The sequence below is a fragment of the Vallitalea maricola genome (genome assembly GCF_036985595.1).
GTDB classification, from domain to species: Bacteria; Bacillota; Clostridia; order Lachnospirales; family Vallitaleaceae; genus Vallitalea; species Vallitalea maricola.
Genome location: NZ_BTPU01000003.1, coordinates 1 through 21068 on the forward strand (window position 1 = coordinate 1; position 21068 = coordinate 21068).

Consider the following 21068-nt stretch of genomic DNA (forward strand, 5'->3'; position numbering starts at 1 on the left):
GCCCTACTGGACTGTCAGGAATAATAATGGACTCGATGTCCATTATTATTCGTTGAGCTCAGGACGAGCAAGTAGCTGGCGAAACATATACCTATACTATTTTGCAAAAGCCACGTAAGAGCAAAACATTTTTTCTGACTCATTTGCAAGATTACAATAATTACAGTAGTGGTAACTTGTAAAGTAATTGGTATAAGTCAATATAAGTAATTATAAGTAAAAAATATTAGTTCTATAAAAATAATTAGTTAAGATTAATTTCTATTAAAAAATAGTAAAAGGAGTTAAAGTTATGGAAAATATCAAAAGGCAGTATCCCTTTACTGCTATAGTGGGACAAGATAATATGAAAAAAGCTCTTTTGCTTAATATAATTAATTCTTCTCTTGGAGGGGTATTGATTAGAGGTGAGAAGGGAACAGCTAAATCTACTGCTGTGAGAGCTTTGGCTGATTTGCTGCCGGAGAGAAAAGAGGTTAGTGGCTGCAGGTTTCATTGTAATCCAGATGAAATAAGTGAGTGTTGTGATGAATGTGTGGGTTTAATTGAGTCTGGAGATGTCACCCAGCATAAGGGTAAGATGAAAGTTGTTGATTTGCCTGTTAGTGCAACAGAGGATAGAGTTGTTGGAACTCTTGATATTGAGCATGCTATTAAGATGGGTGAGAAGAAATTTGAATCTGGAATTTTGGCGGAGGCTAATAGGAATATACTATATATTGATGAAGTTAATCTGTTGGATGACCATGTTGTGGATATTTTGCTCGATTCGGCAGCTATGGGAGTTAACACTATTGAGAGAGAGGGGATATCTTATACTCATCCTGCTAGATTTGTGTTGGTTGGAACCATGAATCCGGAGGAAGGAGACCTTCGGCCACAGCTTCTTGATAGGTTTGGACTTGTTGTAGAAGTTATGGGAGAGAGGGAAACAGAAAAAAGAGTTGAGGTTATTAAGAGAAGATTGGAGTATGAAGACAATCCTGAGAAGTTTGTTGAGAGATATACCCAAGATAATAATAGATTGAATGAAAGAATTATGAATGCTAAGAGTTTGTTGAGCAAGGTTGAATATACAGATGAGATATTGGATATGGTGGCAAGATTATCTATTGAGTTAGAGGTTGATGGACATAGGGCGGATATTACGATGGTTAAGACAGCAGTCACTATTGCAGCATTTAATGGAAGAACTAAGGTAATGAAAGAGGATTTGTTAGAGGCGGCAGAGTTAGTGTTACCACATAGAATGAGAAGAAGACCTTTTGAAGAAGGAGTATTAGATTTTGAAAGGGTAAAACAAATTATTGGATAGGTGTTTGACTATGAAAAGATCAGAAGTGATATTTCCTTTTGCAGCTATTGCTGGACAGGAGAAAGTTAAGAAAGCTCTTATACTTAATGCGGTTAATCCTGCTATTGGTGGTGTTTTGATTAGCGGTGAGAAAGGCACAGCAAAGTCTACTTTGGTTAGAGGATTAGCTGGTGTTATTAGAGAAAGTGTTGTTGATCTTCCGTTAAATATTACAGAGGATAGGCTCATTGGGACTATAGATATTGAAACAGCAATTTCTAGAGGTAAGAAAGCTGTAGATTGTGGTGTTTTACATAAAGCTAATGGAAATATTTTATATGTTGATGAAGTCAATCTTTTGAGTGAACATATTGTTAATTGTTTGCTTGAGGTATCATCTTCAGGTATTAACAAAATTGAAAGGGAAGGCTTTTCTTTCAGTCATGAATCTAAGTTCATATTGATAGGAACAATGAATCCTGAGGAGGGATATTTGCGTCCTCAATTTATTGATAGATTCGGGTTATATGTGAAGAGTAGAGGTTCTAGAGATATTGGGGAGCGTAAGGAAATAATAAAGAGAAGGATGGAATATGAAGAAGATCCTATTAGGTTTATTGAGGACTGGGAAAAGGAAAATCATAGAATACGTGATGAAATAGCTATTGCTAGAGAGATTATCAGAGATGTAGTGGTAGATGAAGAACTAATGTATTTTGCAGCTGATATTGCTAGAGGGGGAAATTGTTCAGGTCACAGAGCTGAAATATCAATAGTGGAAACTGCTAAGGCAATAGCAGCACTTGATATGAGAAAAAATGTTATTGGTGATGATATTGAAGAGGCGGCAAGTTATAGTTTGCCCCATAGGATGAGAGAGATAACGAATGTTAATGAGTCTAGTAAAAAACTAAATAATAATGACATGGACACTAATAAAGATGAAACACAGAACAATACGAGTTCAAATACAAATAAGAATGAAACTGATGATATAAGAAATAGAGATATAAAAAATGATGATATTAGCCAAAGGGATAATACTAATGATGATTTTATAAATAAAAAGGACAATGATTTTACTTGTGATGAACAGATTGGTGATAATAGTAAGAAAAATGATAAGAGTAATGAATTAAGCAATAAATCTAATTCACAAGAAAAGATAGAACACCCCTTATATAACGACAAAATTATTCCCCTGGAAATAAAATCTACAAATAATGCTAAAAAGATAAAAGGTACTGGAAAAAGGACTAAAGTAAAGAATGATTCTCTAAAGGGTAGATATATCAAATATTCCATACCAAAAGGTAAAGTTAATTCTATTGCATTTGATGCAACATTCAGGGCTGCATTGCCTTATCAAAAGTTTAGGAATAATGATAAAGTATCTATAGTTATTGATAAGTCAGATATCAGAGAAAAAATAAGAGAAAGAAGGACAGGTAGTACAATATTGTTTGTAGTTGATGCAAGTGGTTCTATGGGAACAAAACAACGAATGAGGGCTGTAAAGTCAGCAATCATTTCAATGTTGAATGATGCTTATCAGAAGAGGGATAAAGTAGGGATGATTGCTTTTAGAAAAAATAAGGCTGAAGTTCTACTTCAAATAACAAAAAGTGTAGATATGGCAGATAAGCGGCTGAAGAATATACCTACAGGTGGGAAAACCCCTTTAGCTTCTGGTTTATATGCAGCTTATGAATTGCTAAAATCTTATAAGGTAAAAGAACCGGATATGGAGCCTTTGATAGTACTCGTCACAGATGGCAAAGCCAATGTCTCATTGAACAATGGTAAGCCTATAGATGATGCCTTACATATGGCTGGGATAATAAGAAATGAAGGTATACAAACTATGGTTATAGATACTGAAAGTGGTTTTATTCAATTAGGGTTAGGTAAAAAATTATCAGATGAAATTAATGGAGAGTATTATAAATTGGAAGATTTGAGAGCAAAAGAATTAACCAGCATTGTTAAAGGATAAGGGAGTTACAATTAAATTCAAGTTTTTTATTATTATTTAATATATTATAATTACATAACAAGTATGTATAGGTTAAGAGATTAATAATAATAAAGACTCTGTTTAAGTTGAAGATTAATTAAACAGAGCCTTTATTATGAAAGTTTCATATATAATATTAGTTTGAGTTATTTAGGAGAATCCATTCTGAAATATCATCAATAACATTATTATCCACCTTAGAAGGTATAAAATATTCATCAGGATTAGGGGTACCTTCACCTTTTATGAACAGATGATTAAGTCCGTCATATAATTTCATTGTTACATTATCTTTTGACTCCAAGCTTTCTTTCCACATATTAAAGTCTTCTAAAGTAACTTGATAATCTCTTTTACCTTGTAAAAATAGCATTGGTTTAGTAATATCTTTTGCAACTATAGTAGGTTTATAATCTTTTAGATCAAGGTAATAAGCTTTGCCTACTCCACCCAAATCTGCTGATGTATAATTACTGGACTCATCAATATTTTTTACTTTATCATAAACACTCCTATAATAATTAATTTGTTGTTGTTCTTCATCAGTAATCTTACCATCTAGATTAGATAAATAAGGTATTTGATATACCAATAAATCTTCCAAAGGTCTAGCAGGACCAGCAAATACAATATAACCGCTTGCATCTGGAATCTCATTAGCTATACGAGGCATCAAGTAACCACTGAGACTATGACCAAGTACATAAACACCCGTAGCATTAATATCTTTGTTATCAAGAATATAATTGTATGCATATACCACATCATCTATGGTTTCATCATAAACGGTCAATTTCTCTTGTTCTGATATCCATTTATCACGGTGAGCAAATACTCTTTTATCATATCTAAGAACTCCAATACCTTTACTTGCAAGTCCGAATGCAATATCTCTAAATGGCTTATTAGGTCCTACAGTTTCATCTTTATCTTGTGGTCCGGAACCATGTGCAAGAATGACAATAGGATATTTATCTTTATCTTTTGGAATAGTTAACAATCCAGGAAGTCTGTACTCTTCTTCACCAAATTCCACAGGTATTTCTTTAACATTTTCAGGAACACTTACTTCTTTTACATCCTGAGCTGGTGTTAAGGAAAAATTTTCAATAACCTTATCTTGGTTAAATGATACAGTACAGTTGATATTGGATTTACTATACTTATTTGTTATAATAACTATTTTATTATTATCTTTTTCTACTACTTTTGTGGATAATACTTCTTCAAACTCACCAGCTAAACCATTAATCTGACTATCTGCTGATTTTAACATTTCTACATTAATTATCTGTTTTAATTTAGCAGAATAATTAAAGTTGTTACTAATGAATTCAAAATCTTTATCCATAAAAGCATTATTGAGGCTTGTAGCAATTTCCTTTTCGGTACCATCTACCAATGCTTCATTATCTGATTGACCTGTATCAGATGTATCATCTTTTATATCTGATTGTTCATCATTAATTACGTTTTTGGTATCTTCATTATTTTCTTGTTCAGTCCCTTTGCAACCAACTAATATCATTGCAATTATTGTTAATGAAATAATAAATCTTTTCATGTTTATATCACTCCTTATGTGCTTATTAGATTATTAGACAAACATCTAAATGATTTTACTTGAGTATAATCCAAAAACTTAATTATGTCAAGTTATTGATTTTATATTTATTATAGAATATAATGATTCCATATATATAATTTAATATATGCTCACCATTATTATTTATAATATGTAAAAGTGAGTAAAGTAATCTATATTTATAAGGAAACTGGTGAAAATCCAGTACAGCCACCGCTACTGTATTTACTACTAATGCAATAAAAGCCACTGAATCAGCATTTGGGAAGGCATTGCATTAGGCTAATGTATAAGTCAGGATACTTATTTGGATTACTATGTATATTAAATCCAGATTGCGTGTGGAGATATGGGTTTGTTTTAATGTATATTTATGGTACATAAATCAATTCTGATAAACATTTCTGCAAACATTATCCCCCATTGGAAACAAAAAAATGTAAGTTCCATATTACAATCAATAACTTGATAAAATATAAAAAGTACTAAATAAAATGCATCTATAATAAAAAATGGAGTGATAAAATGAATAATATTATGTTTCAGGGAACAGCTTCTACCGTTGGTAAAAGTATACTTACTGCTGCTTTGTGCAGAATTTTAAATGATGATGGAATTAGTGTAGCTCCATTCAAATCACAAAATATGGCGCTAAATTCTTTTGTAACAGAAGACGGGAACGAAATGGGCAGAGCTCAAGTTGTACAAGCTGAAGCCGCTCGTATAAAACCTACTGTCGAAATGAATCCAATCCTACTAAAACCAACAAGTGATGTTGGAAGTCAAGTAATATTGAATGGTAAAATATTCAAGAATATGTGTGCAAAAGATTACTTTGGTACAAAAGCCGGATTAAAAGACCATATAGTAGAGGCTTACAACAAGTTACAATCCAAGTATGATGTCATTGTATTAGAAGGAGCAGGAAGTCCAGCAGAAATTAATCTTAGGGAAAATGATATAGTCAACATGGGTATGGCTGAAATGGTAGACGCTCCAGTAATTCTTATTGGTGACATTGATAAAGGTGGTGTATTTGCCTCAATCTATGGAACAGTCATGCTTCTTGAACCGGAAGAAAGAAAAAGAATCAAAGGATACATAATAAACAAATTCAGAGGTGACGAAAAAATTCTCCAGCCAGGCATAGATATGTTCTATGAAAAACTACAAATACCATGTCTAGGAGTCATTCCCTTTGAACCATTAAAAATAGATGATGAAGACAGCGTTACAGAAAGATTTGATAGAAAAGCAGAAGGAGACATCATAATTGGAGTACTCCGTTTACCATACATGTCCAATTTCACGGATTTCACTGTCTTCGAATTAGAAGAAGGAGTATCCGTAAGATATATAAAAGAAACCGAAGATTTTGAAGGCATAGACCTATTAGTCATCCCAGGAAGTAAAAATACCCTCAAAGATATGGAATACATACATAATTCATCCCTAAAAGCAGGTATCTACAGAGCTCACAGAAATGATATCCCCATAATTGGTATATGCGGTGGCTATCAAATGCTCGGAGAAACCATAACCGATGAAAAAGGCGTAGAAACTGTCATGAACAGTATAAATGGTCTAGGTCTTTTAGAAATAAAAACAGAAATGGAAGAAATCAAACAAACAACCCAAATAACAGGAAACATAATGCTGGAAATCCCCTTCGCAAAAAATTCCTGTAACCTAAAAGTAAACGGATACGAAATCCACATGGGCAAAACTTACCTAATGGGCGAAAGTACTCCTCTAATAAAACTACAAGATAACAGATTAGACGGAGCCATCAACGCCAAGAAAAATGTTTTCGGAACATACCTACACGGAATATTCGATAACGATGAACTAAGAAAACAAATACTTGATAACATAAGAAAGAAAAAAGGACTAGATTGCAACAACAACATAGACTACGCAAAATTAAAAGACATGGAATACGATAAACTAGCAAAACTAGTACGTCAACATATCGACCTAGAAAAAATAAAAGACATTATTTACAATAGTTGATTTATAATAAAAATAAAAGAAATTGATATTTACTACTACAATTACGGGTAGAAGGGTAAAGTGTTATAATCACGCAGACCGACCGCTTCTCAGGGTAAGGCAAGTGATTATAACACTTTACCCTGACCCCTTTGATAAGTTAGCTACAAAAATTTACATCTAAGAGGTGTTATCATTGAAAGTTATTATAATAACATGTATTGCCCTAATACTTGACAGGATTTTCGGCGATCCACTAAACATACCCCATCCTATCATCTACATAGGAAAACTAATAAGCAAACTAGAAAAAACCATAAGAAAAAGCAAAATACCTCTAAAAGCAGGTGGCTTCATCTTGCTTTTTGCAACAATAGGGATAACTGTAACTATAATTACTCTTCTATTATTTGCTTGTGGGAAAATACATCCTTATGTTAGAGATGTTGTTACAACTTATCTCCTATATACATCATTAGCAGCTAAATGTTTGAAGGATGAAGTTCTGAAAGTTTGGAAAGCCATAGACAAAGATGATCTAGACTTGTCCAAAAAACAATTATCCTATCTAGTAGGAAGAGATACCAATCACCTAACTAAAGAAGAGGTTATTAGAGGAGCCATTGAAACAACAGCAGAAAATACCGTAGACGGTATACTTGCACCTCTTATGTTTATAGGTATTGGATTCATATTCAATATGCCTGTACAATTTGTTTTTATGTACAAAGCAGTAAACACGCTAGATTCAATGGTGGGATATCTCCATTCCCATTACAAAGATATAGGATTTGCTTCCGCTAAAACGGATGATATCTTTAACTATATTCCAGCTAGGATTGGAAGCTTTTTTATGTTATTGGCTGGAGGTATACTAGGATATAATTTTAGAAAAGGCTGGAAAATATTAAAAAGGGATAATAGAAATCATAAAAGCCCTAACTGCGGCTATCCAGAATCAGTAGTAGCAGGGTTATTAGATATACAAATAGGTGGAACCAACACATATTTTAATGAAGTTGTTGTAAAGCCAACAATAGGTGATATTGAAGACGAATTAAGTGGAGAACATATAATAAAATCTACTAAGATTATGTATGTATCTGAGATTATTACAGTTGGAATGATTTGTTTAATATCATTAGCAGTATCTTTTATATAATATTGATGGTATTTTAATTACAAGATTAGAATTATTGTTGGAGATTGACTTAATAGTTGTTAACATAGGAAGGAATGAACTCTATGAATAAGCATGGTGGATATTATGGTAACTCAGATGTTGTTGATTATAGTGTTAACATCAATCCTTTAGGTTTACCAGATGATATTAGAGAGACTATAATATCTAGTATAGACAATATAGGTAAATATCCTGATATTGGAGGAACTGCTGCAAAAGAAGCTGTAGCAAAATATATAAATGTTGATTCTAATAAAATAATTATGGGGAATGGTGCTAGTGAACTTATATATTTGTTTGCTAGAGCTATGAAGCCTAAAAAGGTTCTTATTATTGAACCGACATTTAATGAATATAGAAGGGCTTTTTTATTGGCTGGTAGTGAGATAGATGATTATGTATTAGATAGTGATGATGATTTTGGGTTTGACCTGGAAATGTTTTCTAGGAAGATGGAGGTATTTCAGCCAGATGTTGTAGTATTGTGTAATCCTAATAATCCTACTGGAAAATATCTTGGAGTAGACATAGTTAGTAAAATAGTAGATATAGTAAAGAGAGAAAACAGTTTTTTGTTTATAGATGAATCTTTTGTTGAATTTACTGGATATGAGCCTGTTGGGAATTGTACAGGTTATGAACATGTGTTTTCTCTTAGATCCATGACTAAGTATTATGCTGTGCCTGGATTGAGGATAGGCTATGGGGTGACTAATGATAAGGTTATAGAAAAGATGGAAGAATATAAGGAACCTTGGACTATGAATACTTTTGCTCTTGATATTGTGCCAAAGATTATTGGAGACAGTGATTTTTGTGAAAATGTTAATAAATGGGTGAAAAGAGAAAGAGAATATATGTATGAGGGTTTATGTAGTGTAGGAAATCTTAAGGTGTATAAGAGTTATAGTAATTTCTTTTTATGTAAGTTGGATTATTTCTCGGGAAATATGTTGAATTTGGAATTATTGAAGGATAATATGTATGTTAGGGTTTGTGATGATTTTAAATCGTTGAGTGAGGAGTTTGTTAGGATTGCGGTTAAGAGGCATGGGGATAATGAAAAGCTGGTTAGTATGTTAAATAAAATTTTGTAGATTTTTATTTAGTGGTGAACTTCCGTAGGTTAAATATGTATACAAAACAGCTCTTAACAAATATTTGAAGAAAAACTAAATTCGTTCCAAGAAATATTACTAAACCTTAACAACTCCTTCGTCAAACAGTTAAGGTTCTTAACGTAATATTTCTTTCCACTCATTAAGATTTTCTTTTCAAATATTTGTAAGTCGCTTTATTTGTATACATATTTACCTACTGGGGTAGTGGTGAATGGGAAATGAATTGAATGTGAGGTAAGATATCTTACCTTTAGATTTTTTTTATTTTAAATATTAGTAGTTAAAGATATTGAATTTATTATAATGAGGAGTGAACGTTGTGGGAATTGTTATGGTAACGGGTGGTGCTCGTAGTGGTAAGAGTACTTATGGTGAACAATTGGCTAAGGTTAGGGGTAGGAATATTGCTTATATTGCTACGGCTATTGTTACTGATAAGGATATGGAAGATAGGGTTAAGAAGCATAGGGAGTCAAGACCTCAGGAGTGGTTGACTATTGAGAGGTATAAGGGATTTGATTCTATTGAAAAAGATGTAGTTATGTCAACTGATTTGTTTTTGTTGGATTGTATTACTACGATGGTGACTAATCTTATGTTTGATAAAGATGTTGATTATGATAGTTGTAGTAATGAGGATATACAGATGGTTGAAGATTATGTGTTTGGTGAAGTTAAGAAGCTTCTTGATTTCATGGAGAGTAATGATAAGGAGATTATATTAGTTACTAATGAGGTTGGGATGGGATTGGTTCCAGCTTATAGGTTAGGTAATATATTTAGAGATATAGCGGGAAGAATTAATCAATATGTAGCAAGTAGAGCGGATGAGGTTTATTTTATGGTATCGTCAATACCTATGAAGATTAAGGGAGCTGATAAGTGATGAAGAGTTTCATACTTATGTTAACTTTTTTAACGAGAATTCCTATTAGTTATAGTTTTTCTTTTAATAGTAAGGATTTTATTAAAGGGATAAAGTATATGCCGGTGATTGGTCTAATTATAGGAGGGATTTTATATCCAATAAGTTATTATGGGGATAAGATGGTTCCTATTGTAGCATCCCTGTTGATAATTGTAGTTTATTTGATTATTACTGGTGGTTTGCATTTGGATGGTTTAGCAGATGTGAGTGATGGGATATTCAGTTGCAGGGATAGGGATAGAATGTTTGAGATTATGAAGGATAGCAGGATAGGTTCTTTTGGTGTTATTGCCTTGATACTATATTTCATGAGTATGTTTGCGTTACTTGGTTATAGTAATCCAGTTACTATATTGATTTTTCCTGTTGCTGGGAGATGTTTTGCATTATTTGTGTGTTCAATTAATGAATATGCAAAAGAATCAGGTATGGGGAAAGATTTTATAGATAATACTAAGTGGTTTCATGTTGTAGCTGGATTTTTATTATTAGTTGTATTGATTATTTTGTTGAAAGAATATTTGTTGTTAGGAGCTGTTGTTATAACCAGTGTAATTGTGATGATGGTTAGTGCTAGTATCAGTAAGAAACTTGGTGGTATAACAGGTGATGTTATTGGTATGACTGTTGAGTTTTCACAGGTTGTATTCTTATTGAGTGCTTATTTGTTGGAAACGTTAGTTTAGTTTATTAAAATATATGATGGGGGATTAAGGATGAAATTTATTTTTGTTAGACATGGTGAGACTCGTGCTAATGTGGAACAACTTATTTATGGGGTTACTCATTCGGATTTTACTGAGAATGGGTTGAATCAAATAGATAGGATATTGGATTATATAAAGTTAAAAGAAGTTGATTATTTTTATTCTAGTCCTCTTGAAAGAACTAGGATTATTGCTGAAAAGATTGGAGAATGTATTGGTAAGAAGGCGGAAGTGGCTGAAGAAGTGAGTGAAATGAATTATGGGATTTTTGAAGGAATGACATCTAATTCGGTTTTGGAGAAATATCCAGAGGAATATAATAGTTTTATGAATGATTATAGGAATTATATTATTCCTGAAGGTGAGAATGTACTGGATTTCGATAAACGGGTGATTAGTTTTCTTGATAAGATAAAGGATGATAATGGGACTACTGTGATTGTGACTCATGGAGGAGTTATAAGAACAGCAATAATGTATTTGTTGGATTTGGATAGTGAGGATAGGTGGCATTTTAAGATATTGCCTGGGATGATAATTGAGATTGAGTATAAGAATGGGTATGGGGTTTTGGTTCAAATGAGAGATAATAATTAGTCATCTTGCAAGTATGTCAGAAATGGTGTTTTGTATAGACTTATCATTGGTAAAATAGTATATGTATATGTTACGCCAGCAACTTGCTCGTCCTGAGCCCAACGAATAATAATGGACATCGAGTCCATTATTATTCCTGACAGTCCAGTAGGGCTGTCAGGTTAAAAGCTGGGTTCGGCGTCCTGCCTCACTACTCCACATATACATATACTATTTTACTTACTTGATTGCCCGTTACAAAACACTTTTTCTTCTATGTGAGTGATTTTTGGCGATTACAGATATTTGTTTAAGAGAAAAAGATATATATAGATTAAAAGATATAGACAAAATATAATTAAAAGGAGTAAGAACAATGATTGAGAAATTTAGGGATATTACGATACTTCGTTTGGGGGATAAGAGTATATTGACGGTTGCTTGTGATTCTTGTGGGGGGATTGGTAATAAGGAGAATGATGTGATAAAGGTTGATCCGTATGTTACGGGGTATTATACGGCGGTTGTTTCTTTGTCTGAGACTATTGCGTTGGGGGCTGAACCTATTACGGTCGTTAATACTTTTGCGGTTGAAATGAATGATACGGGTAGAAGGATTATGGATGGTATTAATGATGCTTTGGATAAGATTGGGTTGGATAAGGAGTCTGTGGTTACAGGGAGTACTGAAGAGAATATTCCGGTTACGGTTACGGGGATAGGGTTGACGGTTATTGGGAAGGTGAATACAGATATATGGAGTTTTCCTAAGGCTGAAGAGGGTAATATAGCTGTTGCTGTGGGGATTCCAAAAGTAGGCAACGAAGTAGTAGGTGATAAAGGTGAGATAATGACATTGGATATTCTTAAGAAGATCAAGAGCCTTGAGTTTATAAAAGATGTTTTACCAGTTGGGTCAAAAGGTATTGCTTATGAGGCAAGTGAAATGGCTAGGACTGGTAATTTGGAGTTCAAGGTTTATGAGGATGTATGTGTTGATGTAAATAAATCGGGTGGACCTGCTACTTGTGCTGTTTTGGCTATGGATATCGGGTATCTTGATAAATTAAAACAGATGGTTGATATTCCAGTTAATGTTGTGGGAGAATTTATTTAAATCTCTTTCTATATTCTCCTGGGGAGATACCATAGTATTTTTTGAAAACATAACTAAAGTGTTTTACGCTTATATAACCAACTTTTTTGGTGATGTAACCTAGTTTCAATTCGTTGTTCTTTAGTAGGTTGGCTGCGTGTTTTAATCTTACTTCTGTCAAGAATTTTATGTAGGATTGGCCTTCTAATTCATGAAATAAGTTGCTTAAGTAAGAATAGGAAATACTTAATTCATCTGCAATGAGAGACAGACTGATTGGTTCCATATAGTGTTTGTATATGAATTGTTTTGTCTGCTCTATGAGTAGATTTTCATCACACATTGAATTCTTTTTATGCAGATTTTCTATTATTATGTTTGACATGTTGATAATAAAGGCTGATATATTTTTTTTGTCAGTTAAGTTGTCTTTTGAATCTATCAGTATTTTATATATTTTATTGATAACATCTTCGTTTAGAGGAATATTAGTTTTTAACTGAGTTATTATGTAGTTTAGTGTTTTTAATAAGTAACAGCTGTTGATCTGTTCATATAAGAAGTTGCTAATATCTTTGGATAGTACTTCTTGATTAACTGTATCATTGTTATGGATGGTATAAATCAAATTTGCCATATAGCTATGTAAAGTCTTTATATAATTTTGATAGAATTGTTCAGAATACAACTGAATATTACTAGGTTCATCTTTGGTGAATAAGGTTTGTAAGAAAGCCTTTTTTGCGTTTTCATAGGAAACATTTAATTGGAGTAATTCATTCTCTTTAGTTCCTGCTATAGAAAATATGTGTAAGTTAGTTTCTTTATAATAAGCAGTATCAATCTTTTCATACATATCTATAATAACTTTTTTATAATCTTCATGTTCATCAATGGGTATAAGCAATACAGTGTTTTCATTAGAATCTATAAATACTTTTGTAGAGGTATCCATAGTATGTTTTTTTGCTGTATTGAAAAGCAATAATTTCAGTAGAATCAGATTAGTTATCTTGACATTGTTTTCAATCAGGTTATCTTCTGTTATCTGAAGTATGAGTATAATTCCTTCTGCATCGAATAGATTTATGTTCAAGTCATACATTATAGGATATAGTGATTGGATTTCCATATGAGAACTTGTAATGAGAGCTTTCAAAAACTTGGCTATAATGGCTTCTTTATATTTGTTAGAAGCTGATATAAGGTCATTATATTTAATTTGTTCACATTGATTTTTGTGGCATATTTCTGCTACAGATTCAAGCATATTTTTTAATTCTTCATTGATTATTGGTTTTAATAAATAGCTGCTCACGTTGTATTTAATTGCAGATTTGGCATAATCGAATTCCCCATAGCCTGATAATATGGCACAATGTACTTCTGGATAAAGGATATTTACTTGTTTACATAACTCTAATCCATCCATTACTGGCATCTTTATGTCAGTCAAAATCAGATCTACAGATTGGTTTTTTAATACTTCAAGTGCATCTGCACCGTCCATTACATCATCAACGATTTCCCACTTATCACATAATTTTGGAATAATCTGTTTCAGAAAATTTCTTGTCAACTGTTCGTCTTCAACAATTAATAATTTATACATGGTTAAACCTCCCTATAATGATGTCTTTGGTAAAATTATTTTAACTGTTGTTCCTATACCTTCCTTACTTTCAACTTCAATACCATATTCAATACCATATTTTATCTTGATACGTCTGTTTACATTAATTAGGGCAATACCATTACCCTTTGCAGATAAGTCAAAGCTTTCTCCAATTTCTTTTTCAGTGTTCAACTTTTCCCTTAATATTATTAGCGCTTGTTCTCCCATTCCAACTCCATTATCTCTGATTATGAAGATTACATTATTATCTGTGATGGTATCTGTTATTTCAATGGTTGTGGTTTGTTTTTTAGCTTCGCATCCATGAATAACAGAATTTTCAACTACAGGCTGTAATAATAGAGCAGGAATAATATAATTATTAAGGTGATTATCTACATGGATTTTATAGTTTAGTCGGTCGTTGAATCTATTTTTTTGTATTGTTAAATAAGCGTCCAGCAATTGTAATTCTACAGATATAGTAATTTCTTTATCCATATGAGTCAAACCACGTAGAATAATACTTAGCTTATTTATAGTATTAACAGCCTGGGGCAAGTTGTCAGACTGAATTAACATACTTATCATGTTAAGAGTATTATATATAAAGTGAGGTTGAATCTGATTGAACAGTGTATTGATCTGTGCTTCTTTTTGGAGATATTTCGCTTCATAGATTTCACGAACCAATTTGTGATTTTCCTTGAACATATTCTTAAGTTCACCCACCATGTTATTCAATGAGCTTGATAGATAGCCTAATTCATCATTAGATTTTATAGGAAAGGCTACATCAAGGTCTCCATCTTGAATTTTATGTATATTATTTATTATCTTATTCAGTGGGCTAAGGAACATATACAGGTAAAATGATATTAGTAAAAGTGCAAGGATAAAACTAATCAAAGCTACTATGAAAGCACTGTTTCTTACATCTGATATTTTTTCATTGATGGTTGATAATGAAGTAACACCAATTACAGTCCAATCAGCATATTCTATAACATTTTTATTAATCAAGTATCCTTTGTTATTGCAGTTAATAGTTGTATAAGGTTTTTTGCCATTATAGGTTTTTGTATATACATCATCTATATCATCAGAAGTTAAATGAGGTACATTAGAGAATATTACCTGCTGATTGGCATCAACGATTATAATACCTCCATCTTTTCCGAAGTCTACTTTGTTACAGATATCACTAATACCGGAATAGTTAGCATCTACCTTGATTACTCCTAGAATCTTATCAGTATTTCTGGTACTTCTTAGAATACTCACTATGGAAAAAACAATATTCTTAGGGTCTTTGATAATCTGTTCAAGATGAGCTGAAACAAATATGGGCTGCTTTTTCTCTAGAGCTTTTTTATACCAATGATACTTAGTAAAATCCTGATTGGATTTTATCGTAGAAGTAATACGTTCACCTTTATATATTTCATCAGTCAATATAAATACTCGTAGTATATCTTTTCTTGGAATAATCAGAATCTGTTCAAGAAAATCTTCTATTGTTCTTGTTCTATATAGAGATTTCAGGTCAGAGTCATCAATGGTTTTATCTAATGCATCCATTACATCTTGGTCATAGTAAGGAGATAAGGATAATCTATACAGGTCTTCTAAATATGTTCTAATATTCAGTGACGTCAGTTCAACTATCTGCTGAACCTTTTGTGAAGATTGTTCCATAATACTGTCACTATATTTATTATAAGAGTATATTGATATAAATAAAATAGACGTTAATGTAAGCAGCGCTGTGCATATAAAAAGTTTAAATGAAAAATTACAACTTATTCTTCGCATTTTATCATACTCCTATAAACTTTTCTCTTTCTTATTAGGTAGTTAGCTTGCTCAGTACATAAAAATTACTAATTAATTATACCATATTTTTTATATTTTATTGATTATATATAAAAAAAACATACCATCATCGAAAATATAGGGTATTTATTTTTTCATGTGGTGGTTATACAATAAAATTACAGCAATAACAATGGGAATTATCAAATTTCCAAATTAATAAGAAAACGGGGGATTACAAGACTATGAAAAAATTTATATCTTTGTTACTAGTTATCATGACTTTTTCATTATTTACTGGGTGTGGTTCAAAAGAAAAAGATAAAACTGTAGATAATACACCTGTGAAAGAAGATAATGTGGACCAAGAGAACAAAGAACAAAAAACAGATTCAGATAAAGTTGTGCATATTAAATTTTTTACAGGAAAAGTTGAAACAGTTGATTTGATGAATGAAATCATTGATGATTTCAATAAAGAACATCCTGGAATTGTAGTTGAACAAGAGTTCCAAAAAGATGCAAGCAATGTTATCAAAGTCAAATTTGCATCAAGTGACATTCCTGATATTACTACTGTAGTTGCACAGGAATACATCGATCAAGGGAAATATTTAGATCTATCCAATGAAGCATGGTGGGACCGTATCCAACCTGCAATAAAAGATATGTGTACAGATGTTAAGAGTGGTAAACAGTATAGAGTAGCAAGTAATATGACTATGGCTGGTTTATTCTATAATAAGGCAATATTCGATGAACTAGGAATAGATGAAGCAAAAACATGGAAAGAGTTTGAAGAAGATTTAGCTAAGATTAAAGAAAGCAAACCAGATGTTGTACCTCTTTTCATGGCTGGAAAAGATTCTTGGACATTAGGACATCTAATAGAGTTTATGGCACATGGAGTTATTAAACAGACTTATGGTGTTACTGATTCCAAAAAAGCATTTTTAGCTAATGATGATGCCAAACTTCAGCTTGGTGCTGAAGGTGGACCAATGGATAGTTTTGCTTCTGTAATTATAAGTGGAAGAGATAAGAAATTATTCAACGATGATTTCTTGACAGCTACTTATGATAATCAAGTTGAAATGTTCGCTAATGGTGAAGCTGCTGTTATCAGTCAAGGAATGTGGGCTCTTAGTGGTATATTAGATAAAAACCCAGATATGGCAGAAAACATTGGATTCATGCCTTATCCAGCTATAACAGATTCTACTGAACCAGTAATATTAAGTGCTGAAGATTCAGCTTATGCTATTACTTCAGCTTCAAAACATCCAGAAGAAGCAAAAGAATTCTTAGATTATCTATTTAAAGCAGAGAATTTAAAGAAATATAGTGAATCAATAAAATCACCATGTGCATTCAAAGATGTTGATGCAGATTGGGGTCCAATAAAAGAGCAGGTTAATAATGCACTTAGTAATGGAGTTAACATTGGATTTAGTAATGAGTGTCCTTCAGGATTCTCAGGTGATGACGCAGGAAGAATGGTTCAAGAATTATATGCAGGACAATATGCTGCTTCCATAGATTTTGCAAAAGCTTACAAAGAAGTTTGGGATAAAGCATGGAATGCATCTAACTAGTTATTTAGGGGCTGTACTAGGTTATATAGTATACAATAGGCAGCCCCTATATTTTTATAGTTTAATTAGGTACATATAGTAAGATAATTAAAGTGGAGTGATGACGGAGTGATTTTTCGAAATAAGATAGTTTCCAAATTACATAATTTTATGATTTTACCAGCTTTTATTTTATTCTTTATATTTTTTATATATCCATTGATAAAAGGTATTGGCTTAAGCTTAACAGATTATGATGGTATGACTAAAGCCAATTTTATAGGATTAAAGAATTTTACCAGTTTTTTTCATGATAGTCGAGCAAAGAATGACGTAATAAACACAGTTCTATTTGCTTTGGGAAGTGCTCCACTATTGAATATATTCGGTTTCCTATATGCTTTACTTTTGGATAGTAAGTTCAAAGGTAAAGGTATAGTAAGAACTATTATTTATTTACCAGCAGTTGTAAGTCCATTGATTATGGGTTACATATGGTACTTTATTTTACAGCCACAAAGAGGATTCTTATTCGCAACTCTTGAAAGAATTGGTCTTAATGTTGCCAATGCCAATTGGATGGGGAATAGATATATGGCTTTGTGGGTAATTATTGTGGTTAATGTATGGCAGTTCGTAGGAATGACTATGGTAGTTTATCTAGCAGGATTACAAGCTATACCTGAAGAAATGCACGAAGCAGGGAAGATTGATGGGGCTACTTACGGTCAAAGGATAAGATATATAATTCTTCCTATGATGATTCAGCCTATTAAGATTAATGTTATAACCAACATTATAGGATCATTATCAGTTTTTGAGATAATAATGGCATTAACTGATGGAGGTCCAGGATATAGTACAGAGTCATTAAGTATCTATATCATGAGAAAGTGCTATGGTAGTTTCACTGGATACTCCACAGCAGTTGCAGTTATCCTATTTTTATTAATTCTATTTCCTGTTTTATTATCACTGAAATTGATGAAATCAAAAGAATATGATGCGTAAGGAGGCGACATGGTTGAAAAAATTTCTAAGAATTCTAGTTATAATATTAATTACATTACTTGCATTATTCCCGTTTTATATACTTAGCTTATTAGCTTTTACACCATCATCTATGAACTTTTCAAAAGAATTGATTCTCCTTCCACAATCATATTTCGAGAATTTTGGTGTCGCTTGGGAAAAGGCTAAAATGGGACGTTCAATTATTAATTCATTGATTATTACTCTAGGATCAGTAGCAGTTATTGTTTCATTTGCTAGTATGGCTGGATATGCTATCGCTAGAGTAAATAATAAATTCAACAGAATAATATATTATTTAATATTAGGGTGTATGATGATTCCAGGTATTATTAATACGGTACCTTTATATACTTTGATGATTAAAATAGGTGGAATTAACACACACTGGGCAATGATTTTAGTCTGCGCCGCTAATGCTTTACCTTTTTCAGTTTTCTTATTTACTGGGTTTATAAGGGGATTACCAATAAATATTGAAGAAGCAGCTATCATTGATGGTTGTACAAAAATAGGATCGTTCTGGAGGATTGTTTTTCCTATATTAAAACCTGTTACATCAGCAGTAATAATCATTAATGGGTTGAATATCTGGAACAACTATGCTCAAGCTATATTTTTCTTACAAAAACAATCTATGCGTACCATTCCACTTGCTATTTCCATGTTCTATCAACAATATGGAGCAAAGTGGCATCTAATGGCAGCCGCAGCAATGATTGGTTTAGCACCAGCAGTTGTAATATTTATTATCTTCCAGAAGTACTTTATTAAAGGTATTACAGCAGGTTCTGTGAAAGGATAGATAAATATTGCAGGATTACATAAAATGAAAGGTGATATTATGAAAGATTTGATAAAAGATATTTACCCTAACAAAGCTCAATATCTAGAAGGAGAGACCGTAGAAATTGTAATAGAATGGAATCCAGATATTAAGCCAACTGATGTTTGTATTTCTCTAGTGGTTTCTCACTTAGATGATAAGTACCTGTCCATTACGAAAGCAGTTGATAATAAAAGTGGAAATTCAATAATAGAAATAGAACCTCTGCAAGTTAATGGATATGGTGTAGACATTAGTATATTTGATGAAGAAAAGATTGTAGCAACCTATTCAACTGCTGTTGATGTAGCCTCAAGTCATAAGGATTCTCCAAGATATGGTTTCCTTAGCGACTTTGAATCAGAAGATGTATTGGATGATGAAGATGTATTATCCATGAAAAAACTTCATATCAATATGGTACAGTTCTATGATTGGATGTATCGACATGATGATTTAGTTAATGAAGAAGAAAACTATACTGATCTCATGGGTAAAAAAATATCATTGAATGCAATTAAGAATAAAATTGACCTTTGTCATAAAAATGGTATGAAAGCAATTGCCTATGGTGCTGTTTATGCAGCAAGCAAACCATTTTATGAAAACCATAAAGATGAGGCGTTATATAATAGCAACATGCAGCCAATATCTTTTATAGATAAATTCATAATTATGAATATTGAAGAGAAATCTCCATGGCATAGACATATCATAAATGAGTATGAGAGAGCTATTAGAGTCTTGGATTTTGATGGTATACATATGGATACTTATGGTTATCCAAAAAAAGCCGTAAGTAAATTGAGTGATGATAATCACATAGTTAATCTAGAAAATGAGTTTCCTGTATTGATCAATAATACAAGAGAACAATTAAGTAAGGTAAAAAGAGATGTTACTTTAATCTTTAATAATGTTGGGAATTGGCCTGTTAGTACTACTAGTGTAGCGGACCAGGATATGGTTTATATAGAAGTGTGGGATCCTTATAGCACTTATAATCACATACAATCTATCATTAGAGATACTAGAAGAGAAACAGATAAACCTATTATACTAGCTGCCTATTTGAAACCTTTTATGGATGAAGGTGAAGAAGCAGGGGCATATGCTCTGAAAATATTGACTGCAGCAATTATTTCTAATGGAGCATATCATTTGATACTTGGGGAAAATCAAGGGGTTTTAACACAAGGCTACTATGTGGATTATACCAAGATAAGCGATAATCTGTTTAGTGAAATAAGGAAGTATTATGATTTTATGATTAGATATTCAGACTTGTTCTATGATAAGAGCTTGATAGACGTATCTATGACTCATGCTTATGGAGACAATATGGAATACGTTTTTGAAGGCGATGATTTTAGTGCAACAGCTGATTCTAATAAAATATGGACAATTATAAGAGAAAGTGCTGACACGAAACTAATCTCATTGATTAATTTGAAAGGAAATGATGTGATATGGAATAAGGGAAAGAAACAACCAAAGATGAATTCTGCTATTAATCTTAAGATTCAAGTAGAAAAGGAAGTAAAAGATGTATATATTTCTTCACCAGAGCAAGCTGCACCTATAAAATGCCCTTACAATATAGTAGCTGGTGAAAGAGGAAATATATTAATAATGGACATAAACAGACTAGAAATGTGGACAGTTATCGTAATTAAACTTGGATAGATATGTTAGATACTATATATG

16 protein-coding genes and 1 riboswitch are annotated in these 21068 nt (G+C 32.2%); of the genes, 13 read left to right on the top strand and 3 right to left on the bottom strand.

Annotated elements, in window-relative coordinates; genetic code table 11:
- Positions 1-292: 292 nt before the first annotated feature.
- Both AACQ14_RS01025 and AACQ14_RS01030 read left to right on the top strand, forming a co-directional pair.
- Positions 293-1315, top strand: coding sequence for an ATP-binding protein (locus AACQ14_RS01025; protein ID WP_339361707.1), 1023 nt, complete (start codon positions 293-295; stop codon positions 1313-1315).
- Positions 1316-1325: 10 nt separating this feature from the next.
- The gene (locus AACQ14_RS01030) at positions 1326-3290 is read left to right on the top strand and encodes a magnesium chelatase subunit D family protein (protein ID WP_339361708.1); all 1965 of its coding nucleotides are present in this window, start codon (positions 1326-1328) and stop codon (positions 3288-3290) included.
- Between the two features lie 157 nt (positions 3291-3447).
- On the opposite strand, the gene AACQ14_RS01035 is transcribed toward AACQ14_RS01030, so the two are convergent.
- Positions 3448-4875 (bottom strand): alpha/beta hydrolase, encoded by a 1428-nt coding sequence (locus tag AACQ14_RS01035; RefSeq protein ID WP_339361709.1) that lies wholly within the window; start codon positions 4873-4875, stop codon positions 3448-3450.
- A gap of 170 nt (positions 4876-5045) precedes the next feature.
- Positions 5046-5221: riboswitch (cobalamin riboswitch) on the top strand.
- A gap of 200 nt (positions 5222-5421) precedes the next feature.
- Here AACQ14_RS01035 and AACQ14_RS01040 point away from each other — a divergent pair.
- From AACQ14_RS01040 to AACQ14_RS01070, 7 genes are all read left to right on the top strand, one after another.
- Positions 5422-6909 carry a cobyric acid synthase gene (locus AACQ14_RS01040; RefSeq protein WP_339361710.1) on the top strand — a complete coding sequence of 496 codons (1488 nt, stop codon included), beginning with the start codon at positions 5422-5424 and terminating at the stop codon, positions 6907-6909.
- 175 nt (positions 6910-7084) lie between these two features.
- Positions 7085-8050, top strand: a complete 966-nt coding sequence (cbiB, locus tag AACQ14_RS01045; protein WP_339361711.1) for an adenosylcobinamide-phosphate synthase CbiB — start codon at positions 7085-7087, stop codon at positions 8048-8050.
- Between the two features lie 83 nt (positions 8051-8133).
- A complete protein-coding gene (locus tag AACQ14_RS01050) occupies positions 8134-9168 on the top strand; it encodes a pyridoxal phosphate-dependent aminotransferase (protein WP_339361712.1) in 1035 nt (344 codons plus the stop codon).
- 343 nt (positions 9169-9511) lie between these two features.
- Positions 9512-10078, top strand: coding sequence for a bifunctional adenosylcobinamide kinase/adenosylcobinamide-phosphate guanylyltransferase (gene cobU, locus AACQ14_RS01055; RefSeq protein ID WP_339361713.1), 567 nt, complete (start codon positions 9512-9514; stop codon positions 10076-10078).
- On the top strand, positions 10078-10806 hold the full coding sequence (cobS, locus tag AACQ14_RS01060; RefSeq protein ID WP_339361714.1) for an adenosylcobinamide-GDP ribazoletransferase: 729 nt from the start codon (positions 10078-10080) through the stop codon (positions 10804-10806). Before cobU ends, cobS begins: the two co-directional genes overlap by 1 nt.
- Before the next feature lie 30 nt (positions 10807-10836).
- Positions 10837-11424: a histidine phosphatase family protein gene (locus tag AACQ14_RS01065; RefSeq protein ID WP_339361715.1), complete on the top strand. Its 588-nt coding sequence runs from the start codon at positions 10837-10839 to the stop codon at positions 11422-11424.
- Between the two features lie 355 nt (positions 11425-11779).
- Positions 11780-12520: an AIR synthase related protein gene (locus AACQ14_RS01070; RefSeq protein WP_339361716.1), complete on the top strand. Its 741-nt coding sequence runs from the start codon at positions 11780-11782 to the stop codon at positions 12518-12520.
- Here AACQ14_RS01070 and AACQ14_RS01075 read toward each other — a convergent pair.
- Complete coding sequence (locus tag AACQ14_RS01075; protein WP_339361717.1) at positions 12513-14111, bottom strand: response regulator transcription factor; 1599 nt, start codon at positions 14109-14111, stop codon at positions 12513-12515. The two genes, AACQ14_RS01070 and AACQ14_RS01075, sit on opposite strands and share 8 nt — an antisense overlap.
- A 12-nt stretch (positions 14112-14123) precedes the next feature.
- Positions 14124-15929: a sensor histidine kinase gene (locus AACQ14_RS01080; protein ID WP_339361718.1), complete on the bottom strand. Its 1806-nt coding sequence runs from the start codon at positions 15927-15929 to the stop codon at positions 14124-14126.
- A gap of 245 nt (positions 15930-16174) precedes the next feature.
- Between AACQ14_RS01080 and AACQ14_RS01085 the strand changes: the two genes are divergently transcribed.
- From AACQ14_RS01085 to AACQ14_RS01100, 4 genes are all read left to right on the top strand, one after another.
- The gene (locus AACQ14_RS01085) at positions 16175-17524 is read left to right on the top strand and encodes an ABC transporter substrate-binding protein (protein ID WP_339361719.1); all 1350 of its coding nucleotides are present in this window, start codon (positions 16175-16177) and stop codon (positions 17522-17524) included.
- A 108-nt stretch (positions 17525-17632) separates the two neighbouring features.
- Positions 17633-18514 (top strand): carbohydrate ABC transporter permease, encoded by an 882-nt coding sequence (locus tag AACQ14_RS01090; RefSeq protein WP_339361720.1) that lies wholly within the window; start codon positions 17633-17635, stop codon positions 18512-18514.
- A 13-nt stretch (positions 18515-18527) separates the two neighbouring features.
- Positions 18528-19340: a carbohydrate ABC transporter permease gene (locus tag AACQ14_RS01095; protein ID WP_202975197.1), complete on the top strand. Its 813-nt coding sequence runs from the start codon at positions 18528-18530 to the stop codon at positions 19338-19340.
- A 24-nt stretch (positions 19341-19364) separates the two neighbouring features.
- Positions 19365-21047: a glycoside hydrolase family 66 protein gene (locus AACQ14_RS01100; protein ID WP_339361721.1), complete on the top strand. Its 1683-nt coding sequence runs from the start codon at positions 19365-19367 to the stop codon at positions 21045-21047.
- Positions 21048-21068 lie beyond the last annotated feature (21 nt).

Bases quoted from the DNA above. Each gene is read 5' to 3' on its own strand.
- AACQ14_RS01025 (WP_339361707.1), top strand. From the start codon at position 293: ATGGAAAATATCAAAAGGCAGTATCCCTTTACTGCTATAGTGGGACAA.
- AACQ14_RS01030 (WP_339361708.1), top strand. From the start codon at position 1,326: ATGAAAAGATCAGAAGTGATATTTCCTTTTGCAGCTATTGCTGGACAG.
- AACQ14_RS01035 (WP_339361709.1), bottom strand. From the start codon at position 4,875: ATGAAAAGATTTATTATTTCATTAACAATAATTGCAATGATATTAGTT.
- AACQ14_RS01040 (WP_339361710.1), top strand. From the start codon at position 5,422: ATGAATAATATTATGTTTCAGGGAACAGCTTCTACCGTTGGTAAAAGT.
- AACQ14_RS01050 (WP_339361712.1), top strand. From the start codon at position 8,134: ATGAATAAGCATGGTGGATATTATGGTAACTCAGATGTTGTTGATTAT.
- cobS (WP_339361714.1), top strand. From the start codon at position 10,078: ATGAAGAGTTTCATACTTATGTTAACTTTTTTAACGAGAATTCCTATT.
- AACQ14_RS01065 (WP_339361715.1), top strand. From the start codon at position 10,837: ATGAAATTTATTTTTGTTAGACATGGTGAGACTCGTGCTAATGTGGAA.
- AACQ14_RS01070 (WP_339361716.1), top strand. From the start codon at position 11,780: ATGATTGAGAAATTTAGGGATATTACGATACTTCGTTTGGGGGATAAG.
- AACQ14_RS01075 (WP_339361717.1), bottom strand. From the start codon at position 14,111: ATGTATAAATTATTAATTGTTGAAGACGAACAGTTGACAAGAAATTTT.
- AACQ14_RS01080 (WP_339361718.1), bottom strand. From the start codon at position 15,929: ATGCGAAGAATAAGTTGTAATTTTTCATTTAAACTTTTTATATGCACA.
- AACQ14_RS01085 (WP_339361719.1), top strand. From the start codon at position 16,175: ATGAAAAAATTTATATCTTTGTTACTAGTTATCATGACTTTTTCATTA.
- AACQ14_RS01100 (WP_339361721.1), top strand. From the start codon at position 19,365: ATGAAAGGTGATATTATGAAAGATTTGATAAAAGATATTTACCCTAAC.